Source organism: Microbulbifer donghaiensis (genome assembly GCF_900129095.1).
GTDB classification, from domain to species: domain Bacteria; phylum Pseudomonadota; class Gammaproteobacteria; order Pseudomonadales; family Cellvibrionaceae; genus Microbulbifer; species Microbulbifer donghaiensis.
On sequence record NZ_FQVA01000001.1, the window covers coordinates 1,852,948 to 1,871,261 of the forward strand.

The 18,314-nt window shown below is 60.5% G+C and carries 12 protein-coding genes; 9 read left to right on the top strand and 3 right to left on the bottom strand.

The window, feature by feature from the left end; all coding sequences use genetic code 11:
• Positions 1–123: 123 nt before the first annotated feature.
• Together BUC36_RS07820 and pstS are read left to right on the top strand one after the other, a co-directional pair.
• Complete coding sequence (locus BUC36_RS07820; RefSeq protein WP_073273383.1) at positions 124–2,052, top strand: PhoX family protein; 1,929 nt, start codon at positions 124–126, stop codon at positions 2,050–2,052.
• Positions 2,053–2,212: 160 nt separating this feature from the next.
• Positions 2,213–3,286 (top strand): phosphate ABC transporter substrate-binding protein PstS, encoded by a 1,074-nt coding sequence (pstS, locus tag BUC36_RS07825; RefSeq protein WP_073273385.1) that lies wholly within the window; start codon positions 2,213–2,215, stop codon positions 3,284–3,286.
• Here pstS and BUC36_RS07830 read toward each other — a convergent pair.
• Positions 3,276–5,093 carry a sensor domain-containing diguanylate cyclase gene (locus tag BUC36_RS07830; protein WP_073273386.1) on the bottom strand — a complete coding sequence of 606 codons (1,818 nt, stop codon included), beginning with the start codon at positions 5,091–5,093 and terminating at the stop codon, positions 3,276–3,278. The two genes, pstS and BUC36_RS07830, sit on opposite strands and share 11 nt — an antisense overlap.
• 316 nt (positions 5,094–5,409) lie before the next feature.
• Here BUC36_RS07830 and BUC36_RS07835 point away from each other — a divergent pair, with 316 nt between their 5' ends.
• From BUC36_RS07835 to BUC36_RS07845, 3 genes are read left to right on the top strand one after another with little or no spacing between them, the layout of a single operon-like run.
• Positions 5,410–6,198, top strand: coding sequence for a lipase family protein (locus BUC36_RS07835; protein ID WP_073273388.1), 789 nt, complete (start codon positions 5,410–5,412; stop codon positions 6,196–6,198).
• Positions 6,199–6,223: 25 nt separating this feature from the next.
• Positions 6,224–8,350: a c-type cytochrome gene (locus tag BUC36_RS07840; RefSeq protein ID WP_200797205.1), complete on the top strand. Its 2,127-nt coding sequence runs from the start codon at positions 6,224–6,226 to the stop codon at positions 8,348–8,350.
• On the top strand, positions 8,347–9,612 hold the full coding sequence (locus tag BUC36_RS07845; protein WP_143186910.1) for a catalase family protein: 1,266 nt from the start codon (positions 8,347–8,349) through the stop codon (positions 9,610–9,612). Before BUC36_RS07840 ends, BUC36_RS07845 begins: the two co-directional genes overlap by 4 nt.
• Before the next feature lie 187 nt (positions 9,613–9,799).
• Here BUC36_RS07845 and BUC36_RS07850 read toward each other — a convergent pair whose 3' ends face one another.
• Positions 9,800–10,408, bottom strand: a complete 609-nt coding sequence (locus BUC36_RS07850) for a MarC family protein (RefSeq protein WP_073273389.1) — start codon at positions 10,406–10,408, stop codon at positions 9,800–9,802.
• A 315-nt stretch (positions 10,409–10,723) separates the two neighbouring features.
• Here BUC36_RS07850 and aceK point away from each other — a divergent pair, with 315 nt between their 5' ends.
• Together aceK and BUC36_RS07860 are read left to right on the top strand one after the other, a co-directional pair.
• Entirely contained in the window at positions 10,724–12,475 is a 1,752-nt protein-coding gene (gene aceK, locus BUC36_RS07855; protein ID WP_073273391.1) for a bifunctional isocitrate dehydrogenase kinase/phosphatase, read from the top strand.
• A gap of 48 nt (positions 12,476–12,523) precedes the next feature.
• Complete coding sequence (locus BUC36_RS07860; RefSeq protein ID WP_143186911.1) at positions 12,524–13,021, top strand: hypothetical protein; 498 nt, start codon at positions 12,524–12,526, stop codon at positions 13,019–13,021.
• A gap of 22 nt (positions 13,022–13,043) precedes the next feature.
• On the opposite strand, the gene ppk1 is transcribed toward BUC36_RS07860, so the two are convergent.
• On the bottom strand, positions 13,044–15,098 hold the full coding sequence (ppk1, locus tag BUC36_RS07865) for a polyphosphate kinase 1 (protein WP_073273395.1): 2,055 nt from the start codon (positions 15,096–15,098) through the stop codon (positions 13,044–13,046).
• A 120-nt stretch (positions 15,099–15,218) separates the two neighbouring features.
• On the opposite strand from ppk1, the gene BUC36_RS07870 reads away from it, so the two are divergent.
• Entirely contained in the window at positions 15,219–16,685 is a 1,467-nt protein-coding gene (locus BUC36_RS07870) for a Ppx/GppA phosphatase family protein (protein ID WP_234994922.1), read from the top strand.
• Between the two features lie 61 nt (positions 16,686–16,746).
• Positions 16,747–18,213, top strand: a complete 1,467-nt coding sequence (locus BUC36_RS07875; RefSeq protein WP_073273399.1) for a protein adenylyltransferase SelO — start codon at positions 16,747–16,749, stop codon at positions 18,211–18,213.
• The last annotated feature ends 101 nt before the right edge of the window (positions 18,214–18,314 follow it).

Below are 18,314 nucleotides of genomic sequence, written 5' to 3' on the forward strand. Positions count from 1 at the left end.
TAATCAGCACTTGTGAATATTGCGTTACGCTTTTTTTAAATTTGTCACAAACGCGCCATAGGATAAGCGGCGAGTTAATACTTATCGGTAAATAACAACCGCAGTCAGTGGCTGGAGACAAACATGTGTGACGAAGTGGAAGATCCCGGGCGCAGAAAACTTTTCAAGGCGCTGGGCGCGGCAACGGCCGCCGGCGCCACAGCCAGCCTGCTGCCCGGCTGTGGCAAAGGTGAAAAGAGCGCCAGCAAAAACCTGACCTTTGCCGAAATTCCCCACACCCTGGATGCCCAGCACCATCTTCCGGAAGAATACAGCGCCGACCTGCTGCTGCGCTGGGGCGATCCGCTAGTGGAAAATGCCAGTTCATTCGATCCCGCAATTCTTACCGCCACCGAGCAGGAAAAGCGCTTCGGTTACAACAACGACTTTATCGCCTATATGCCGCTGGACGAGGAAGCCAGCCCCGGCGAGGGCGAACGCCACTGCAAGAGTCGCAACAGCGAGCGCGGCCTGCTGTGCGTCAATCACGAATACACGCAGCCGCACCTGATGTTTTCCGGCTACAACGATGAGTACAGCGCCACGCGCGGTGTCAGTGCGGAACACGTGGCGGTGGAGCAGGCCGCCTGCGGCCACGCCATCGTTGAAATTGAAAGGACCGCGGATGGCTGGCAGCCGGTGCTGAACAGTTCCTATAACCGCCGCATAACCCTGAATACGCCGATGAATATCGTCGGCCCGGCCGCCGGCGACAGCCGCCTCAAGACCCAAGCCGATCCGAGCGGGACCCGCGTATTCGGCACCGTCGGCAACTGTGCCGGCGGCAAGACACCCTGGGGCACGGTGCTGATCGCCGAGGAGGGATTCGGCGGCGCCTTCCAGGGCGATCCGGACAATATCGCCGATCCGCAGGAATCCGTTAACCACCACACCTTCGGCATAGCGCCCGACAACCGCAACTGGGGCGATCACGATCGCCGCTTCGATATCGCGGTCGAGCCCCACGAACCCAACCGCTTCGGCTGGATGGTCGAATACGATCCCTACGACCCGACGTCGACGCCGCGCAAGCTGACCAGCCTGGGCCGCTTCGAACACGAGGGCTTCACGCTGGTCAGCAAACCCAATCGGCCGATCGTCGCCTATGGCGGCGACGACGACGAACACCAGTTTGTTTACCGCTATGTCTCGACAGGCAGTTACCAACCCAATGACTTTTCCCACAACCGCGAGCTGTTAGTCGACGGCACACTGTACGCGGGGCAGTTCAACGATGACGGCAGCGGCCGCTGGCTGCCGCTGCTATTCGGCCAGGGGCCCCTGACCGCAGAAAACGGCTTCCGCAACCAGGCGGATGTTCTGATCGACGCGCGTCGCGCCGCCGCCCTGCTCGGCGCCACGCCGATGGATCGCCCGGAGGACGTGGAGACCAATCCGCTCAACGACTGCACCTATGTGATGCTGACCAAGAACAAGAAGCGCGACAGCGACGAAATCGACGCCGCCAATCCGCGCTCCCGTAATGCCACCGGCCATGTGCTGGAAATCGTACCGCCGGGCCAATTCGGCCAGCGCGACCACAGCAGCGATACCTTCAAGTGGAACACTTTCTTGCTGGGGGGCAATCCCAACGCGGAAAACCCGAACGAGCGCGGCGCCTACGGCCAGCGCTCCCCGGGCACCATCTCGCCAAGCGGCTGGTTTGCCAACCCGGACAATGTGGCCTTCGATCCGCGCGGCAATATGTGGATCGCCACCGATGGCTGCGAGGATTTCGGTTTCCACGACGGCCTCTGGGCCATGGCCACCGAGGGTGAACTGCGGGCGGCGCCGAAACACTTCTTTGGTTGCCCCCAGGGCGCCGAAGTCTGCGGCCCGGAATTCACGCCGGACGGCAAGACCCTGTTCGTTTCGGTACAGCACCCGGCAGACGGGAGGGGTTCTACCTTTGACGAGCCGATGCACCGCTGGCCAGACCAGGATCCGGCGCTGCCGCCGCGACCGTCGGTGCTGGCCATCTATCGCCGCGATGGCCGGGAAGTTGGCAGCTGATCCATTTGCCCACTTGCCCACTTGCTGCAAAGCGCCGCTCCCATGCCGACAGCCGCTCGGGAGCGGACAGCCTGCTACTATTTTCTACTGAAACAGTGTCATCCAGTCTTTTGTCCCGCACTAAAACCAGCCATGCCGGCCAACCGATCGAGAGGTAGCCATGACGTTCGGGCGCACAATAGTTTCGAGCTGTGTCCTGATCGCGACACTGGCTATCGGCTTCGCAACTTTTGCGTACGGCCCCATCCCGCGGCCGGGGATCACTCTGCGGGGAACCGGCGCCAGCTTCCCCTATCCCATCTACACCAAATGGTTCCGGGACTTTTCCGATCGGGAAAACAATATTTTTGTCGACTACGAGATGACGAGCAGCGGTACCGGTATCCGCGACTTTATCGGCGGCACCGTCGATTTCGCGGCGTCCGACGCAGCCATGGACTTCAGGGAAATCGTCCAGGTCAAACGGGGGGCCGTATTGCTGCCGATGACCGCCGGTGAAATTGCCCTGGTCTTCAACATCCCCGGAGTAACCGCACTGAATTTGCCGCGCGATGCCTACATCGATATCTTCCGCGGCGAAATCGACAACTGGAATGACCCGCGTATTGCCGGTGCGAACCCGCATACAGAATTGCCCGATCTGAAAATTACGGTCGTCACCCGCTCCGAGGACTCGGGTACGACATTCATATTTACCGGTCACCTGGCCCATATCAGCAAGGATTTCAGCGAGGCCATCGGCCACGGGCGAAAAACCTCCTGGCCCGCCACCGCCAATTTCAGAAAGGCGCCCGGCAATCAGGGCGTGGCGGCACTGGTGAAGCGTACTCCCGGCGCTATTGGCTATGTCGAATACGGCTTCGCCAGGCTGGTGGAATTGCCGGTGGCAAAGTTGCAGAATCGCGCTGGCAATTTTGTCTCTCCCGGGACTGAAGCCGGCACCATAGCCCTGGCTGACGTCAAATTCGCCGACAGAGCATTGCCCGGCAGCGATGTGCCCGACCTGGTAGCCTGGCCCTGGGACCCCGAAGCGGAGAATGCCTACCCGATCACCAGCTTTACCTGGCTGCTGCTTTACGCCGACCAGGAAGACAAAAAAGCAGAAGCATTGCGGCAACTGCTGACCTATATGGTCAGCGACGAAGCACAGAGGCAGGCCACTGAACTGGGCTATGTGCCATTACCGGAGGGGGTCAGGGCCAGGGTTCGCAGGGCTATCACCTTTATTCAATAGCCCCGGCACTGGCCGCTTGTCCCATGCCGCAGTACTCAACCACCTGGTTGCGGCCCTGTCTCTTGGCGAGGTACAGGGCGCTGTCGGCCTTCTGTAACAACGCCTCGATGCCCGTCTCATCACTCAAGTGCGCAACGCCGATGCTGGCGGTAATCTGCAGCGAAACTCCGTTACTCTCTATCGCGATCCGCGCAATCTCCCCCTGCAGGCGCTGAGCGGTCTGCAGGGCCCCCGCGCGCTCTTCACTCAATATCAGCGCAAATTCCTCGCCGCCAATCCGGCCAAACACATCGATATCGCGAATATGGGTGACGATAGCCTCGCTGAAGACACGCAGGGCGAGATCCCCGGTCGCATGGCCGTGGATGTCATTGATGGATTTGAAGTGATCGATATCGAGCATCAGCAGGCTGAGCGGCAGACGCTTTCTTTGCGCCAGCTTGAACAGGTGCCCGCCCTCGGCAAAGAAACTGCGGCGGTTGAAGACGCCGGTCAGGGGGTCGGTGCGCGCTTCCTGCTCCGCCCGCGTCTTGGCGGCCTCCAGCTCGCGGGTACGGATCTGAACCTGCCTCTCCAGATCCGCCTTGGAAACTTCCAGTTGCTGCGTATATTTTTTCTCGGCCTGCTCTTTCAGCATACGCAGCCTCTGCACCAGGATGCCGATTGCGGCCATGATGGTCAGCATTTCAAAGAATGACGCCACCGGCGGCCAGTAGTAATTGATGAAGTTGTGCTCCACGTAGCCGAGGTCGCGCATCGCCTGCACCACCAGCCCGAGCACCAACAGGCTCCAGGCGAGAGCAAACACAATCGCCTCTTTGTAACCCTGGCGCCAGCGGATGAAAGCGACTACCGCAATCAGTGGGTACATCAACAGTGCCACAGTAATCGAGATAACCGACAGTGCCGTCAGCTTCAGCAGGGCACAGACCAGCAGGAAACCGGCGTTGACCAGCATGAATCGCAGCAGGTAGTCGAGCCGCGGCGTATGTTTGCGGGTCTGCAGAAACATGCGCGAGAACAGCAATCCACAGAGGATGGTGACGGCCCCGGCGAGCGACATGTAACTCCAGTGGAAATGGTCGGTGACCACATACTGATGCGTATAGCCGAGGATAGTGCTCCAGACAGCGACTTTGGAGGCCGAGTAAATCGAATAGATGTAAAAGATTTTACCCCTGCTGGTAATACCCCCGATCAGTGCAAATATCGACATCAGGAAGTAGCCGCCGAACAGAAAGGCCATCACGCCGGTTTCCAGCTTACTGCTGGACTGCAGGGCTTTCGGATCCCAGATGCGCATGCTCGGAAATACCACCCCCAGCTCGTCGGAGCCGAACCTGACCATCAGCTCGGCAGTCTCGCCGGCGGGCAGGGTCAGCTCGAAGACAAAACGGTTGTGGGGTATTTCCCTGGCGCTGAAGGGATCCGCCAGCGACAGCCGCCCGACACGCTCAAAGTCAGCACCGCTGGCGAGCTCCCGCGCAAAGGCGTCCAGCGCAATCAGTTGGTGGTCCACATATTCGATGTGCAGGGTAAGCGCGCTGCCGCTGCTATTCCTGAGGGCAAACCGCGACCAGAAAGCACCGGGCTGCAATCCCGTCGAGCCGGCACTTTCCAGGGGGCGATAGTCGCCGCGCAGATATGCCTCTCGCGCCTGCTCAAGATCGCTGGTGCCATCGACATCGTGCCATATCTCAGCGAGCCCGGTTAATTTTTGCCCATCTTCGTGAATTCCCACATCGATGGGTACCTGTGCCAGTCCTATCAAAGGCAACAAGAAAATGACGGTCGCCAGGTATTTCATTACTATCTGACTCCCACACAGCGCGTGAATAATGTCACTGGCGCTCGAATGAAATGGCCAGCAAAAGGGTTTTTTGTTCATTTTATTTGTGGAAAGGCGGCTAATCGCCGTCTTTATAATGTCTCGATATATCGGTGTAAATATGAGTGAGACGGCGAGACCGGCATAAACCTCAGGCCGGGATGGTGTGGACCGGGTAATTCCCGCGGCAACGAATCGCGTTGCGAGCGATCATATACGGCCGCACCGACAGGGATTGCATTGATAACAGTCGCTTCGCCGGGCTTGCGGCGGGCACCAATTTAGGGAGGAAGAGGTGCAAACAGTCGATTTCCATCAGGTCAGTTGGTACGCGCTGCGCGCAGCGGCCGCTTACCAGGCAGAGGCGGATATTCGCCAGGCCTTTCCCGCTACCACGCTGGTGAAGACCACCAGCAACGACGTCCAGTTTTTTCTCGAGAACGACACCGCCAACCGGCGCCAGATCGTCAGCATCCGCGGCACTGCCAACCTCAGCAACGCGCGCGAAGATGCCGAATACATGCAGTCGAAGAACGCCAAACTCGGCATCTACCTGCACAGCGGCTTCGACGAGGATGCCATGCAGGTGTTCGACGCACTGTTTCCCAGCCTGGACAAATCGCAGCAGATCATCCTGACCGGCCACTCCCTGGGAGCCGCCATCTCCACCATCCTGATGATGTACCTGCACGAAGAGGGCTTCGAGCTGGGGCCATCGATCAACTTCGGTCAGCCCAAGGTCACCAATGACAAAGGGGTCAGGAAATACAGCACACTGCCGCTGCTGCGGGTGGTCGATGAAAATGACCTGGTGCCGCTGGTACCACCCAACGACCTGATCGATGCGATTCACGGCGGCTACCAGCACCTGGGGCCGGAACTGATGCTGCTGGAGGGCCAGTACTACGTCTACGAGAACGCCCATACGGCGCGCCACTCAGGCATCAGTGACTTCTGGAAAAACCTGGGCGACATGAGTATCGGCGCCCACTACATGAAGCACTACCAACACAATATCAATTCAAAGCTCGAGCACGCGATTCAGATCGCCTACGGCGAGCGCGCTGCATATATCGATTGTTAACTTTGATCCTTGGGGGGGCTCTGCTATGCGTCTCGCATACAGAATGCTGGCTGCACTGAAAAGCGCGACCGGCAAAATAATAACTGCTACATCAAAACTCCTGCTGAAAGTCTGGCACTGGCTAAAGGGATTGCTCCGCGCTATCGCCAATCTGTGGAAGGCGATTGGTCCGCGCTGGTTTAGAAGAAGCGTCGCACTGGTCGCCGTCGTGCTGCTCGGCTACACAGCAGCGGCCGCCTATCTCGCGCCTAACTTCACCCGTGAAACCATCTACCGCGTCCATTACCTGAACGAGGGCTGGAGCGAGCAGCAGCGCCAGAGCTACTACTACACACCCCAGGGTACCGAACTGCTGGGCATGGACTACGACTGGTTCGTGAACCTGGAGCTGCCGCTCTCTCACGAATTGCTGGCCAGCGAGAGCAATATGCGCGGCTGGGGCTTTGTCGTCGACCCGAACCAGCGCCCCAGCGCGATGAATCCCGGCAACCTGCCGGTAGGGCTGACCCGCCATATAGATCCGCAGAGCGGCCGTGAGCGCCTGGATATCGGTTGCGCGACCTGCCACACCGGTGAGTTGCATTACCAAGGCACCGCGCTGCGGGTCGACGGCGGCCAGGCACTGCAGAGTATTCCCACCTCCAAGCGCGGCGAGTTCATCACCACCCTCGGTGCCTCGGTATTCGAGACGCTGCTTAACCCGGCGAAATGGGACCGCTTTGCGACGCGCCTGGTCGGGGACGACACGGACAAACGCGGCGAGCTGCGCGCACAGTTCTGGCAGTTTGCCGGCAAGCTGAAAGAATTCAGCAGCACCGCAGGCGCCGCCAAATACTACCCCGTGGAAGAGGGGCGCGGCCGCACCGATGCCGTCGGCCGTATCGGCAATGTGGTCTTCGGCTTCGACCTGCAGGAACCGGCCAACTACAAGGTCGCCGACGCCCCCGCCAGCTACCCGTTCCTGTGGGATATCTGGCGCTTCGACTGGGTGCAGTACACCGGCTTCACCAACCAGGCGATGACCCGCAACGTCGGCGAGAGCCTCGGTGTACTGGCACCGATCAAACTGGTGGACGCGGACGGCAAACTGCTGACCGGCAGTGACTTTGGCGAGACCGCGGTCGATATCGACGGCATGCACTGTGTGGAAGGGCTGCTGCGCGAGCTGGAGCCGCCGAAGTGGCCGCAACAGATTCTGGGTGAAATCGATATCGCCCGGGCGCGCGCCGGCAAGGCGCTGTTCGCGGAGCAGTGCGCCTTCTGCCACGGCCCGCATATTTCCAAGCCCTTCGAGTGGCAGGTGGCCGACGGCCCCGATGCCAAGCTGCCGGGCCAGATCGCGGTGAACTGGCAGTGGGACATGGCCGGGGAAATCACCCGCAGGGATGGCCTCGCCTACCGCGCCGACTGGCGCGAGACGATGTGGGCCCTGCCGTGGATCGCCACCGATGTCATCGGCACCGACCCCAAGCTGGCGGATAACTTTGTCGACAATCGCTACGATATCAGCAAACTGATTCCGGACGGCGAACCGGTCAATGCCGGCTACGGCCTGCAACTGCTGCTGAACACGCTGGTGCCGAAACTCTATCAGCAGTGGGATATCGACGATGCCCAGCGCGTGGCCGACTTCGATGGACTGAATGTACCCTTTCGGATAGAGAACCAGCGCGCCTACAAGGCGCGGCCGCTGCACGGCGTCTGGGCCACCCCGCCCTTCCTGCACAACGGCTCGGTACCGACCATTTACGACCTGCTGTCGCCACTGCGCGCACGGCCGCAAACCTTCTATGTGGGCAACCGCGAATACGACCCGCACAAGCTCGGCTACGTCACCGAGTATTCCCCCGGCAGCTTCAAGATGGATACCACCATCGCCGGCAACCGCAACAGCGGCCACCTGTTCACCGACGTCGATATGCCGGGGCGCATCGGCAAGCTACTCAGCGAACGCGAGCGTTTCGCCATCATCGAGTACCTGAAAGTCATGGGTAACCCGGACTTCGACACGGCCCTGGGCGGTGACCCGCTGAACTGGGACAGCTACAGCCAGGCACCGGCCAGCGACTCGACGCAGCAGGCCTGCGCCAACTCCCACCGCAGTATTGGTATCGGCGGTACCCACCTGCTCGCACAGGAGACCGCACAATGATCCGGCAAATACTGAGCACCTCACTGCGCCCCCTCGTCGTTGGCCTGTGCCTGTACGCGGCACCGACCCTCGCCAACAGTCCCGCCGAGCTGAGCGAATTCGAACAGATTGCTCTGGATATGGAACTGTCGGCGCAGGAAATGGAGGCCATTCAGCGCGCCATGGAATTCGGCCGCGAAATTTCCCGCAGGGCGGAGAAAATCAACGGCCTGCCCTACAGACGCGACGCCCACGCCAAGGCCACCGGCTGCCTGCGCGCAACCTTTTCGGTGAACGGCGATATCCCGGCGCATTTCCAGCACAGTGTCTTTGCCGAGCCGGGGCGGGAATACCAGTCCTGGATCCGCTTTTCCAACGGCGACATGACCGTACAGCCGGACAAGAAGGGCGACGCGCGGGGCATGGCCATCAAGCTGGTCGGCATCGACGGCCAGAAGATTGCGCCGGAGTTCGAGGGCCCCAAGACCCAGGACTTCATCATGACCAATACCCCGGCCTTCTTTAATCGGAATATTTTCGATTACGTCGACAACATGAGTCACCTGGCGAAACTGGAGCGCACCAGCTGGTTCGTCAGCCTGTGGCCGCCGCGCTTTCACCCCAAGCTGTTCTATCGCGCCGTACAGACGGTGTCGTCCGAAATCGACACGCCGCTGCAGCCACAGTATTTCTCGATGCTGCCCTACCAGCTCGGCGATTCCCCATTGAAGTTCTCCGCCCGCCCCTGCCCGGGCATGACCCATGAAATCGATGTCGACAGAAACGATGCGGACTACCTGACCGAAGCCATGACCCAGCAGCTCGCGACGGGCGGGGCCTGCTTTGACTTTATGCTGCAGGAAAAGGCGGCCGGGGCCGATATGCCGATCGACGACGCCTCGGTGATCTGGTCGGAGGAGGATTCGCCGTTTGTGCCGGTGGCGCGCATCAATATCCCGCCGCAGTCCTTTGCCAGTGAGGCACAGCAGCAGTTCTGCGAGAACCTGTCGATGAATCCGTGGCACGGCGTCGACGACTGGCGCCCGCTGGGCAGCCTGAACAAGGCGCGCCGACTGGTTTATCACGCGGTGTCGGAGTTCCGCCACCAGGAGAACGAGGCCCAGGTTTTCGAGCCGGACAGCTGGTGCCTCGAGGGCGGCGAGGAGTGCGACCTGTCTGCGGTATTCCACAGCACCAAACCGACCTGGCCACTGCCGCGCTGCTTCGACCCCCAGTATCAACCGGTCGACGGCTCCGCACCGCCGCCGCGCTGCTGGTATTAGGCGACTCTGAGCGTAGGAACAGGCGGTGGCCGCGATCACGGCTCGCCGGCTGGCACTGTCAGGTCCTGCTGCCGGTGGCCGTCCGGCAAATAGTTACCGATAAGGTTTTTTGCCGGATGGCCACCGGCAGCAGGGCCGATCGGAGCCACTGATTCGATGGAAGTCTGATCGCGTCCGCCGATTGCTGCTACACGGAAAAGAACTGCTGTATCCCCAGCAGCACGTTGGTGGTCGCCACCGAGGCCAGGATCAGCCCCATCACCCGGCTGACGATGCTGGCACCGGCATTGCCGATCCAGCGGTATATCCAGTTGGCCGTGAGCAGGATCAGCAGCACTATACCCAGCACCGCCAGCATGGCCGTGGCGGTGCGCGCCTGGTGGATCGGGTCGAAACGGTAGTTGTCGGTCAGCACCACCGCCGCCAGCATCGCGCCCGGCGAGGCAATCGACGGCACCGCCAGCGGGAATATCGCCGTCTCGTGGCCCTCCTTGACGATCTCCACTTCCTGCTCCGGCTTGCCCTCACCGAAGATCATCGTCAACGCAAACAGAAACAGCACCACGCCGCCGGCCACCTGGAAGGCCGACAGCGGCACGCCGATGGTCTCCAGCAGGTACTGGCCGGCCAACAGGAAGAACATCAGGATGCCGGTGGCGACTATGACCGCCAGTATGGCGATCTTGCGTTTCTGCCACTCGGCGTGGCGGGCGGTGACGGCGATAAATACCGGCAGGGTGCCGACCGGGTCGATGACGGCAAAGAAAAAGACAAAGCTGCTGATCCAATCGTTCAAGGGATGCTCCGGCGCGCCGTGCTACTATCCGGTTACTCTCACTGTAGGAGCGGCGAGGCGGCCATCCGCCAGTGGCCGCGATCGAAGGCTGCCGGCTAGCACTGAGTCAGGCCCTGCTGCCGGTAGCCGCCCGGGAAAAGCGCCGGCGGCTCGAAAACAGAACCGATCAGGTTTTTTCCCGGGCGGCTACCGGCAGCAGGGCCGATCGAAGCCACCGGCTCCATGGAAGCCCGCTTGTGGCCAACGGCGGATGGCCGCCCCGCCGCTCCTACAGTCGTTCGGCTGAACTTGTTTTCCAGAACCAAAGTCTAGTGCATGACCAATCACTCACCGACAGCGCGCCGTATCGCCAAGACCATCCTCAATGGCTTCGATGCCTATTTCGCCGACTACCAGAACATCACCCTCGGTGCCAAGGCGCGCTTCGAGACCGCGTCCTGGCAGGCGGTACACCTGGCCAACAAGGAACGCATCGACATCTACAAGACCAAGGTCAACCAGGTGCTGAAGCTGGTGCACTCGGTCACCAGCAAGGACACCAGCATGCTGGACTTGTGGCGCGAGGCGCGCGCCACTTACGCACAGCTGGTCGCCAACCACAGCAACTACGAGATTGCCGAGACCTTCTTCAACTCGGTGTTCTGCAGCCAGTTCCAGCACGCCAACATTCACGACAGCAACCTGTTCGTGAAACCCTCGCGCACGCCGGACGACAAACCGCTGCGGGACTACAGCATCTACATCAGCTACAGCGCCCGCGACGGCCTCGAGTACATGATCGAGGACATACTCAACGACTACGGCTTTTCGGTGCCCTGGGAAAACCAGCAGCGGGATATCGAAAACATCTGCGCGGCCCTGCGCGCCGCCCCGCTGGCCGGGCTGGAAAACGAAAAGAACCTGCGCGTGGACATGCTGGAATCGGTGTTCTACCGCAACAAGGCCGCCTACCTGGTCGGGCGCATGATGTTCGGCGGCGAAGTGATCCCGCTGATCCTGCCGTGCCTGAACAACGGCCGCGGCGGCATCTTCGTCGACACGGTGCTCTACAGTAACGACTCCGCCAGTATCATTTTCAGTTTCACCCGCTCCTACTTCATGGTGGACGCGCCGATCCCGTCGCGCTTCGTGCGTTTCCTGTCCACCATCATGCCGCTGAAAGAACGATCGGAACTGTACAATTCCATCGGCTTCCACAAGCACGGCAAGACCGAGTTCTACCGGCACGTCCTCGCCCATATGAAGGTGAGCAACGACAAGTTCATTATCGCGCCCGGCATCAAGGGCATGGTCATGAGTGTATTTACGCTGCCGTCCTACCCGGTAGTGTTCAAGGTCATCAAGGACAGGTTCGACCGCCCCAAGACGGTCACCGAGGAAATCGTCCGCGAGAAGTACAAGTTCGTTTCGCGTTCCGACCGGGTCGGGCGTATGGCGGATACGCAGGAGTACACCAACTTCATTTTTTACCGCAACCGTTTCAGCGACGAGCTGCTGCAGGAGCTGCAGGAGCTGGCGCCGTCCAAGCTGCATATTGATGACAAGTGGGTGATCATCAAGCACCTGTATGTCGAACGCCGCATGGAGCCGCTGAATCTCTACCTGCAGAACGCCAGCGAAGAGGAAGTGCGCGAGGCGATGGAGGAATACGGCAATGCCATCAAGCAGCTGGCCGCGGCCAATATCTTCCCCGGCGACATGCTGCTGAAGAACTTTGGCGTGACCCGCCATGGCCGCGTGGTTTTCTATGACTACGATGAATTGTGCCCGCTGACCGACTGCAACTTCCGCGCAATCCCTACTGCGCAGACCGAAGAGCAGGAACTGTCGGACAAACCCTGGTACACGGTGGATGAAGCGGACGTGTTCCCGGAGGAGTTCCGCCTGTTTTTCTCCGGCAATCCGACTGCGCGCCAGGCCTTCGAGGACCAGCACAGCGATCTCTACGACTACCGCTACTGGCAACACCTGCAGGAGCGCATTCGCGCCGGCCACGTGGAGAGTGCCTTCCCCTACCGGCGCAAGTGGCGCTTCAAGCGTCGCCCCTCTGGCGCGTCAAAGCACTGATTAGCGGCTATAGTGGATAGAGGGGTCCGTTAGCGCGAGGTGTGGATAGTGCGTTTTATTGGCTTGGCGGCGAGCATCGGCGCGCTGGCGCTGGCCGTCACCAGTGGCTGCGGCTACCTGCCGAGTGAGATGTCCGGTGCGAGAAAGGACAAGTCCGGAGCCCATGCGCGGATCAAGGCCAAGCAGCACACTGTCAGCTGTAAGACGCCGGCGCGGGGGTTCCGCCGGATAAAGTTTGACGACCTCTACACATTCACCGACAACTCCGCAGAGCCGTTTCGCGAGGCGGACAATACGCCCGCGCAATACGATGTCGACGCCTATGTCTGGGGCTTCGACAACTGCATGAAAAGGGGTACCTGTACCGGCGGTGATCACTACTGGCTGATCGGTCGCGGGCCCGGCAATGACTTCAGCACCTGGGTTGTCACACCACAGTTCCCCCGCATTACCATCCAGTCGACATGCCAGCAGCAACTCAGGGTCGGCAACCGCTATCGCTTTTCCTTCAGCCGCGGCAAACTGGTCGGCATGAGCCGCCGCTAGCCAGTCGACGACGCAGGTTTTCCTACACCTTGCCGGTGCCCTGCCGTTTCAGATAGCGATAGATCGCGTCCTGGGAACGACAGCCCTTCTCGGTATTTTGCGCGATGCGAGTATTGCTCTGCTCGGCATCCAGCAGCCACGCCTTCTCGTTGTCACTCCACTGCAGTTCCATGATTTCCTTCACCATCCGCTGGTGTCCAGCGTCGGTGATCGGGAAAGTGACTTCGACCCGGTGGTCCAGATTGCGTGTCATCAGGTCTGCCGAGGACATCCATACCCGCTCGTCGCCGCCGTTGTGGAAGATATAGACACGGGCGTGCTCGAGGTATTTGTCCACCAGGCTGATCACGCGAATATTGTCCGACAGCCCGGCAGTCTCGCAGACCAGTGAACACATGCTGCGGACGATGATGCGTATTTTTACTCCCGCGGCACTGGCCCGGTACAGCCGCTCCACGACCTCACTGTCCACCAGGTTGTTGCATTTGAAAAACAGCTCGGCTTCTGCGCCCGCTTCAGCGGCTGCGATCTCGCGATCGATGGCGTGCAGCAGCGCCGGGCGATTGGTGTAGGGAGAAACGGCAATATGCTGGTAGTCAGGCCGCAGGTGCGTGAACTGGATGAACTCGAACACGTTGTACACATCCTGGCCCAGCGCCTGATCACTGGTCAGCAGGCTGAAATCGCAATAGACACGCGCGGTGCTCTCATTAAAGTTTCCGGTACCCAGATGGCTGTAGAAGCGGTCTTCGCCGTCCTCCTTGCGCACGATCGAAATCAGTTTGCAGTGCACTTTCAGCCCGGGAACGCCATAGATAACGTTGACCCCCGCATCGCGCAGCTCGTTGGACCAGTGGATATTGGCCAGCTCGTCGAAGCGCGCCTGCAGTTCCACGACCGCAATCACCTTCTTGTTGTTGCGCACTGCATTCACCAGCGCGGCGACGACTCGGGAATTTTTCGCCACGCGGTAGAGATTGATGCGGATCTCCTTCACCTGCGGATCCAGCGCCGCCGATATCAAGAAATTCGTGATCGCGCGGAAGTCGTGATAAGGGTAGTAATACAGCTGATCGCGGCTGCTGAGCAGATTGAAGACACTCTCGTTGTCCGGCAGCGTCGGCAGCGGACTCAGGGGCTTGTAACGATGCCGCGCCGAATCGGCGGGAAAGCCCATAAAGTCCTTGGAGTTATGGTAGCGGCCACCCGGGGTAAAGCTGTCATAGCGCCCCATCTTCAGTTTTTTCTTCACCAGACTCAGCAGTACCTCCGGCATCTGCGCATCGTAAGCCATGCGCACCGGCTCTGCCTGCTTGCGTTTCTTCAGCGACTTGGCGACGCGATCGACAATATTCTGCGTGATCTGTTCGCCCAGCTCCAGTTCCGCATCGCGACTGATCTTGAACATAAAAGCCTCGGCTTTCGCGATCGGCAACACATAGCGGAACACCTCTACCAGACAGGCACGGATAATATTGTCGAGGACGATATACACTTTTTCGTGCTTACCCTGCCGCGGCGGGATCACCACAAAACGCGGCAAAGTATCGGTGGGAATTTCCATCGCGGCAAAACGCTCGGAGCCGTCCTCCAGCTGCAGGTAAATCGCGAAGTAAATACTCGCCTCATTCAGCAGCGGCATGGTATCGCGATCATCGATAAAAAACGGCTCCAGCTCCGGCAGCACCTCGCGGTGAAAGTAATCCACGACAAAGGCTCGCTGGCGCTCACACAGCTGGGTTTCGTTAACCAGGTGGATATGTTGCTTGTCCAGATCCGCCAGCACCTTGGTATAGGCGGAAAATGAGCGCCTCTGCAATCGCAACACCTTCTCGTTGATACTGGCCAGCAACTCGGCGAACTCCTCCTTGCTCTTTGCACCTTTGGCAAAAGTGGCCAGGCGCCGCACATCCGCCACGCGCACCCGGTAAAACTCATCCAGGTTGTTGGAGAAAATCCCGAGGAAGCGCACCCGTTCGATAATGGGCACACTTTCATCCTCCACTTCCTGAAGCACACGTTCGTTAAATGACAGCCAACTTAGCTCTTTCGGATAGACGGGCGTATTATTAGACATGGACAGACTGCTTTTAGTCCCAGGGGTTTGCACGGATCGCCGGGGCGATCGATATAACCGAATTAAATAGTAGAGCAGTTTGCTACATTAAAATGACAGTTTTTTGACAGGGAACAAATAGTGCCAGACAGTGAACGCTACGCCGCTCTCGACCTGGGCTCCAACAGCTTCCATCTGCTGCTGGCAGAGTTCCGCGACCAGCGCATGGTGCGACTGCACACCGATCGCGCCATGGTGCGCCTGGCGGAGGGGCTGGACGCGGAGCGCAACCTCGATCCGGCAATTGCCGAGCGGGCGCTGACGTCACTGCACCGCTTTCGGCCGGCCCTTACAGAACTGCCCGCCGACCATATCCGCGTAGTGGGCACCAATACACTGCGCGCGGCTGCCAATGCGGACGGCTTCCTCGAGGCCGCCGAAGGCATTCTCGGCGCGCCCATCGAGATCATCAGCGGAATCGAAGAGGCGCGCCTTATCTACAGCGGTGTCATGGCGGCTGCCGACGGGCCGCCGCGATTGCGCTGTGTGGTCGATATCGGCGGCGGTTCCACCGAACTGGTGCGCGGGCGCGAAATTCCCCACCAGCTGCAGAGCCTGTATATGGGCTGCGTCTCTTTCAGCAAGCGCTTCTTTGCCGATGGCCTGATTACCGAAAATACCGTCAACCACTTCAATCGCGCCCGCCGCGCCGCCCGTGCAGAACTGCAGGAGCTGCAGCACCTGGCGCAGCACGCCGAAGTGGTCGGCTGTTCCGGCACCGTCAAGTCGGTCGCACGGGTGCTGAACGACGGCGAACTGACGGAGATCAGGCGCAAGGATCTGGACCGGCTGGCGGAACAGGTCGCCGGCGCCAAACATGTCGCGGACCTGAATTTACCCAACCTCGACGAGGAACGGCGCCCGGTATTCGCCGCCGGCCTGGCGATACTGCACGCGATTTTTTGCGAACTGGATATCCAGAGCATGCAGGTTTCGCCCTATGCCATTCGCGAGGGCATAGTCCACGATCTGGCGGGACGCCTGCACGGTGGCGACCGACGCGCGGACACCGTCGCCTCGCTGATGCACGACGGTCGCGTGGACGCGGCGCAGGCGCGGCGCGTGGGCGATTCGGCGTTGGATTTGCTACTGCAATTGCAGCCACTGGCCGGCGTCAAAGATCAACAGCGCCTGCGCTGGGCGGCGCAACTGCATGAGATCGGCCTTGCGCTCTCCCACAATAATTCCCGCAAGCTCGGCGCCTACATGATCGAGCAGGCGGATCTGGCGGGTTTTGCGAAAACGGAACAGGAAAATATTGCCCACCTGGTGCGCAATCAGCGTGGCCGCATCAAGCCGCCGCGGGAGCACTACGGCTTCCACCCAAATCCCGACCGGCTGCTGTGCCTGCGCCTGGCCTGTATTGTGCACCGCGACCGCACCGACCGGGCGCTGAGCGCCCTGCAGTTAACCGCCGAAGAAGACGGCTACCAGCTGCGCATTGAGCGGGAGTGGCTGGAGAAAAACCCCGCTATCGAAGAACTGCTGCAGCAGGAGGTGGAGCACTGGCGATCCCATGAGCGCAAACTGCGCTTTGAGGCGGTTTAAACTCCGCGGTGACACGACCAGCGCCAATATTCGTCCCCCATCGGCCCTACAATAGCTATTTATGAAACTCAGCGAAGTCACCCTCAGCCACCACTACGCAGATCTGGGCGACGCCTTCGGCACCCGCATCGAGCCCACACCTTTCCAGCACCCGAAACTGATTCACGTCAATCCGGCGGTGCTGCAGTTGCTGGGCATCAACAAGAGTGAGGCGCAGAATCCAGACTGGGCGCAGCTCGGTTGCGGCCAGAAGCTATTCCCCGGCAGCCGCCCCTTCGCCATGAAATACACCGGCCACCAGTTCGGCGTTTACAACCCCGACCTGGGCGATGGTCGCGCACTGCTGCTCGGTGAACTGGAAAATGGCGGCAGGCGCTGGGAACTGCATCTCAAGGGCGCCGGCAAGACCCCCTACTCCCGCTTCGGCGACGGCCGCGCGGTACTGCGCTCCACCATTCGGGAATACCTCGCCGGCGAGGCGCTGACCGGGCTCGGCATCAGAAGCACACGCGCCCTCAGCATCGTCGGCAGCGACGAGCCGGTGGTGCGGGAACAGATCGAGAGCGGCGCCATGCTGATCCGCGTCGCCGAGACCCATGTGCGCTTCGGCCACTTCGAGTATTTCTTTTACACCAAGCAGTTACAGGCACTGCAGCAACTGATCGACTTTATCTGCCGGCGCTTTGTCACGGATGCTACAGAGTTGCCCGTCGGCGATCAGGCGGAGGCGCTGCTGCGCTTCACCACACGCCGCAGCGCCGAACTGGTGGCGGGCTGGCAGGCCGTGGGCTTCGCCCACGGGGTACTGAACACCGACAATATGTCGATCATCGGTGACACCTTTGACTACGGCCCCTACGGCTTCCTCGACGACTACGAGCCGACCTTTATCTGCAACCACTCGGATCACACCGGCCGCTACGCCTTCGAACAACAGCCGGGAGTCGTATTGTGGAACCTGAATGCCCTGGCCCACGCCTTTTCCGCCTTTGTCAGTGTCGAGGCGCTGCGCGACTGCCTGGAGGAATTCCAGCCGCAACTGATCGACGCCTATGCCGCACAGATGCGCCGCAAGCTGGGCCTGCAGACCGCAGAGGACGGCGACCAGGCGCTGTGTGCCGATCTGCTGCAACTGCTCACGGACGCGAGCGCCGACTACACACTGTTCTTCCGCGCCCTGGCGCACTACCGCGGTGAGCGCCCGCCGGCGGCGCTGCGCGAACTGATGCCGCCGGCACAGCATGACGCCCTCGAGCGCTGGCTGGATCACTACGATCAGCGCCTCGCCCGCGAGCACAGCGATTCCCGCGAGCGCAATCGCGCCATGCTCGCCGCCAACCCCAAGTTCGTGCTGCGCAATTACCTGGCACAGAAAGTCATCGATGCCGCCGCCGAGGGCGACTACCGGCCGCTGCAGACGATGATCGAACTGCTGCAGAAGCCGTACGACGAACACCCGCAGCACGAGACCTGGGCGGTGGCGCCACCGGAGTCCGGCAAGCATATGCCGGTCAGCTGTTCGTCGTAGAAGGCAACGCTAAAACAAAATTCTCACGCCAGGACTACACTGGAAATAGATTCCTGCTGTTATCCGTGACTTCGTGTAATATCCCGGTCACATATTTATCG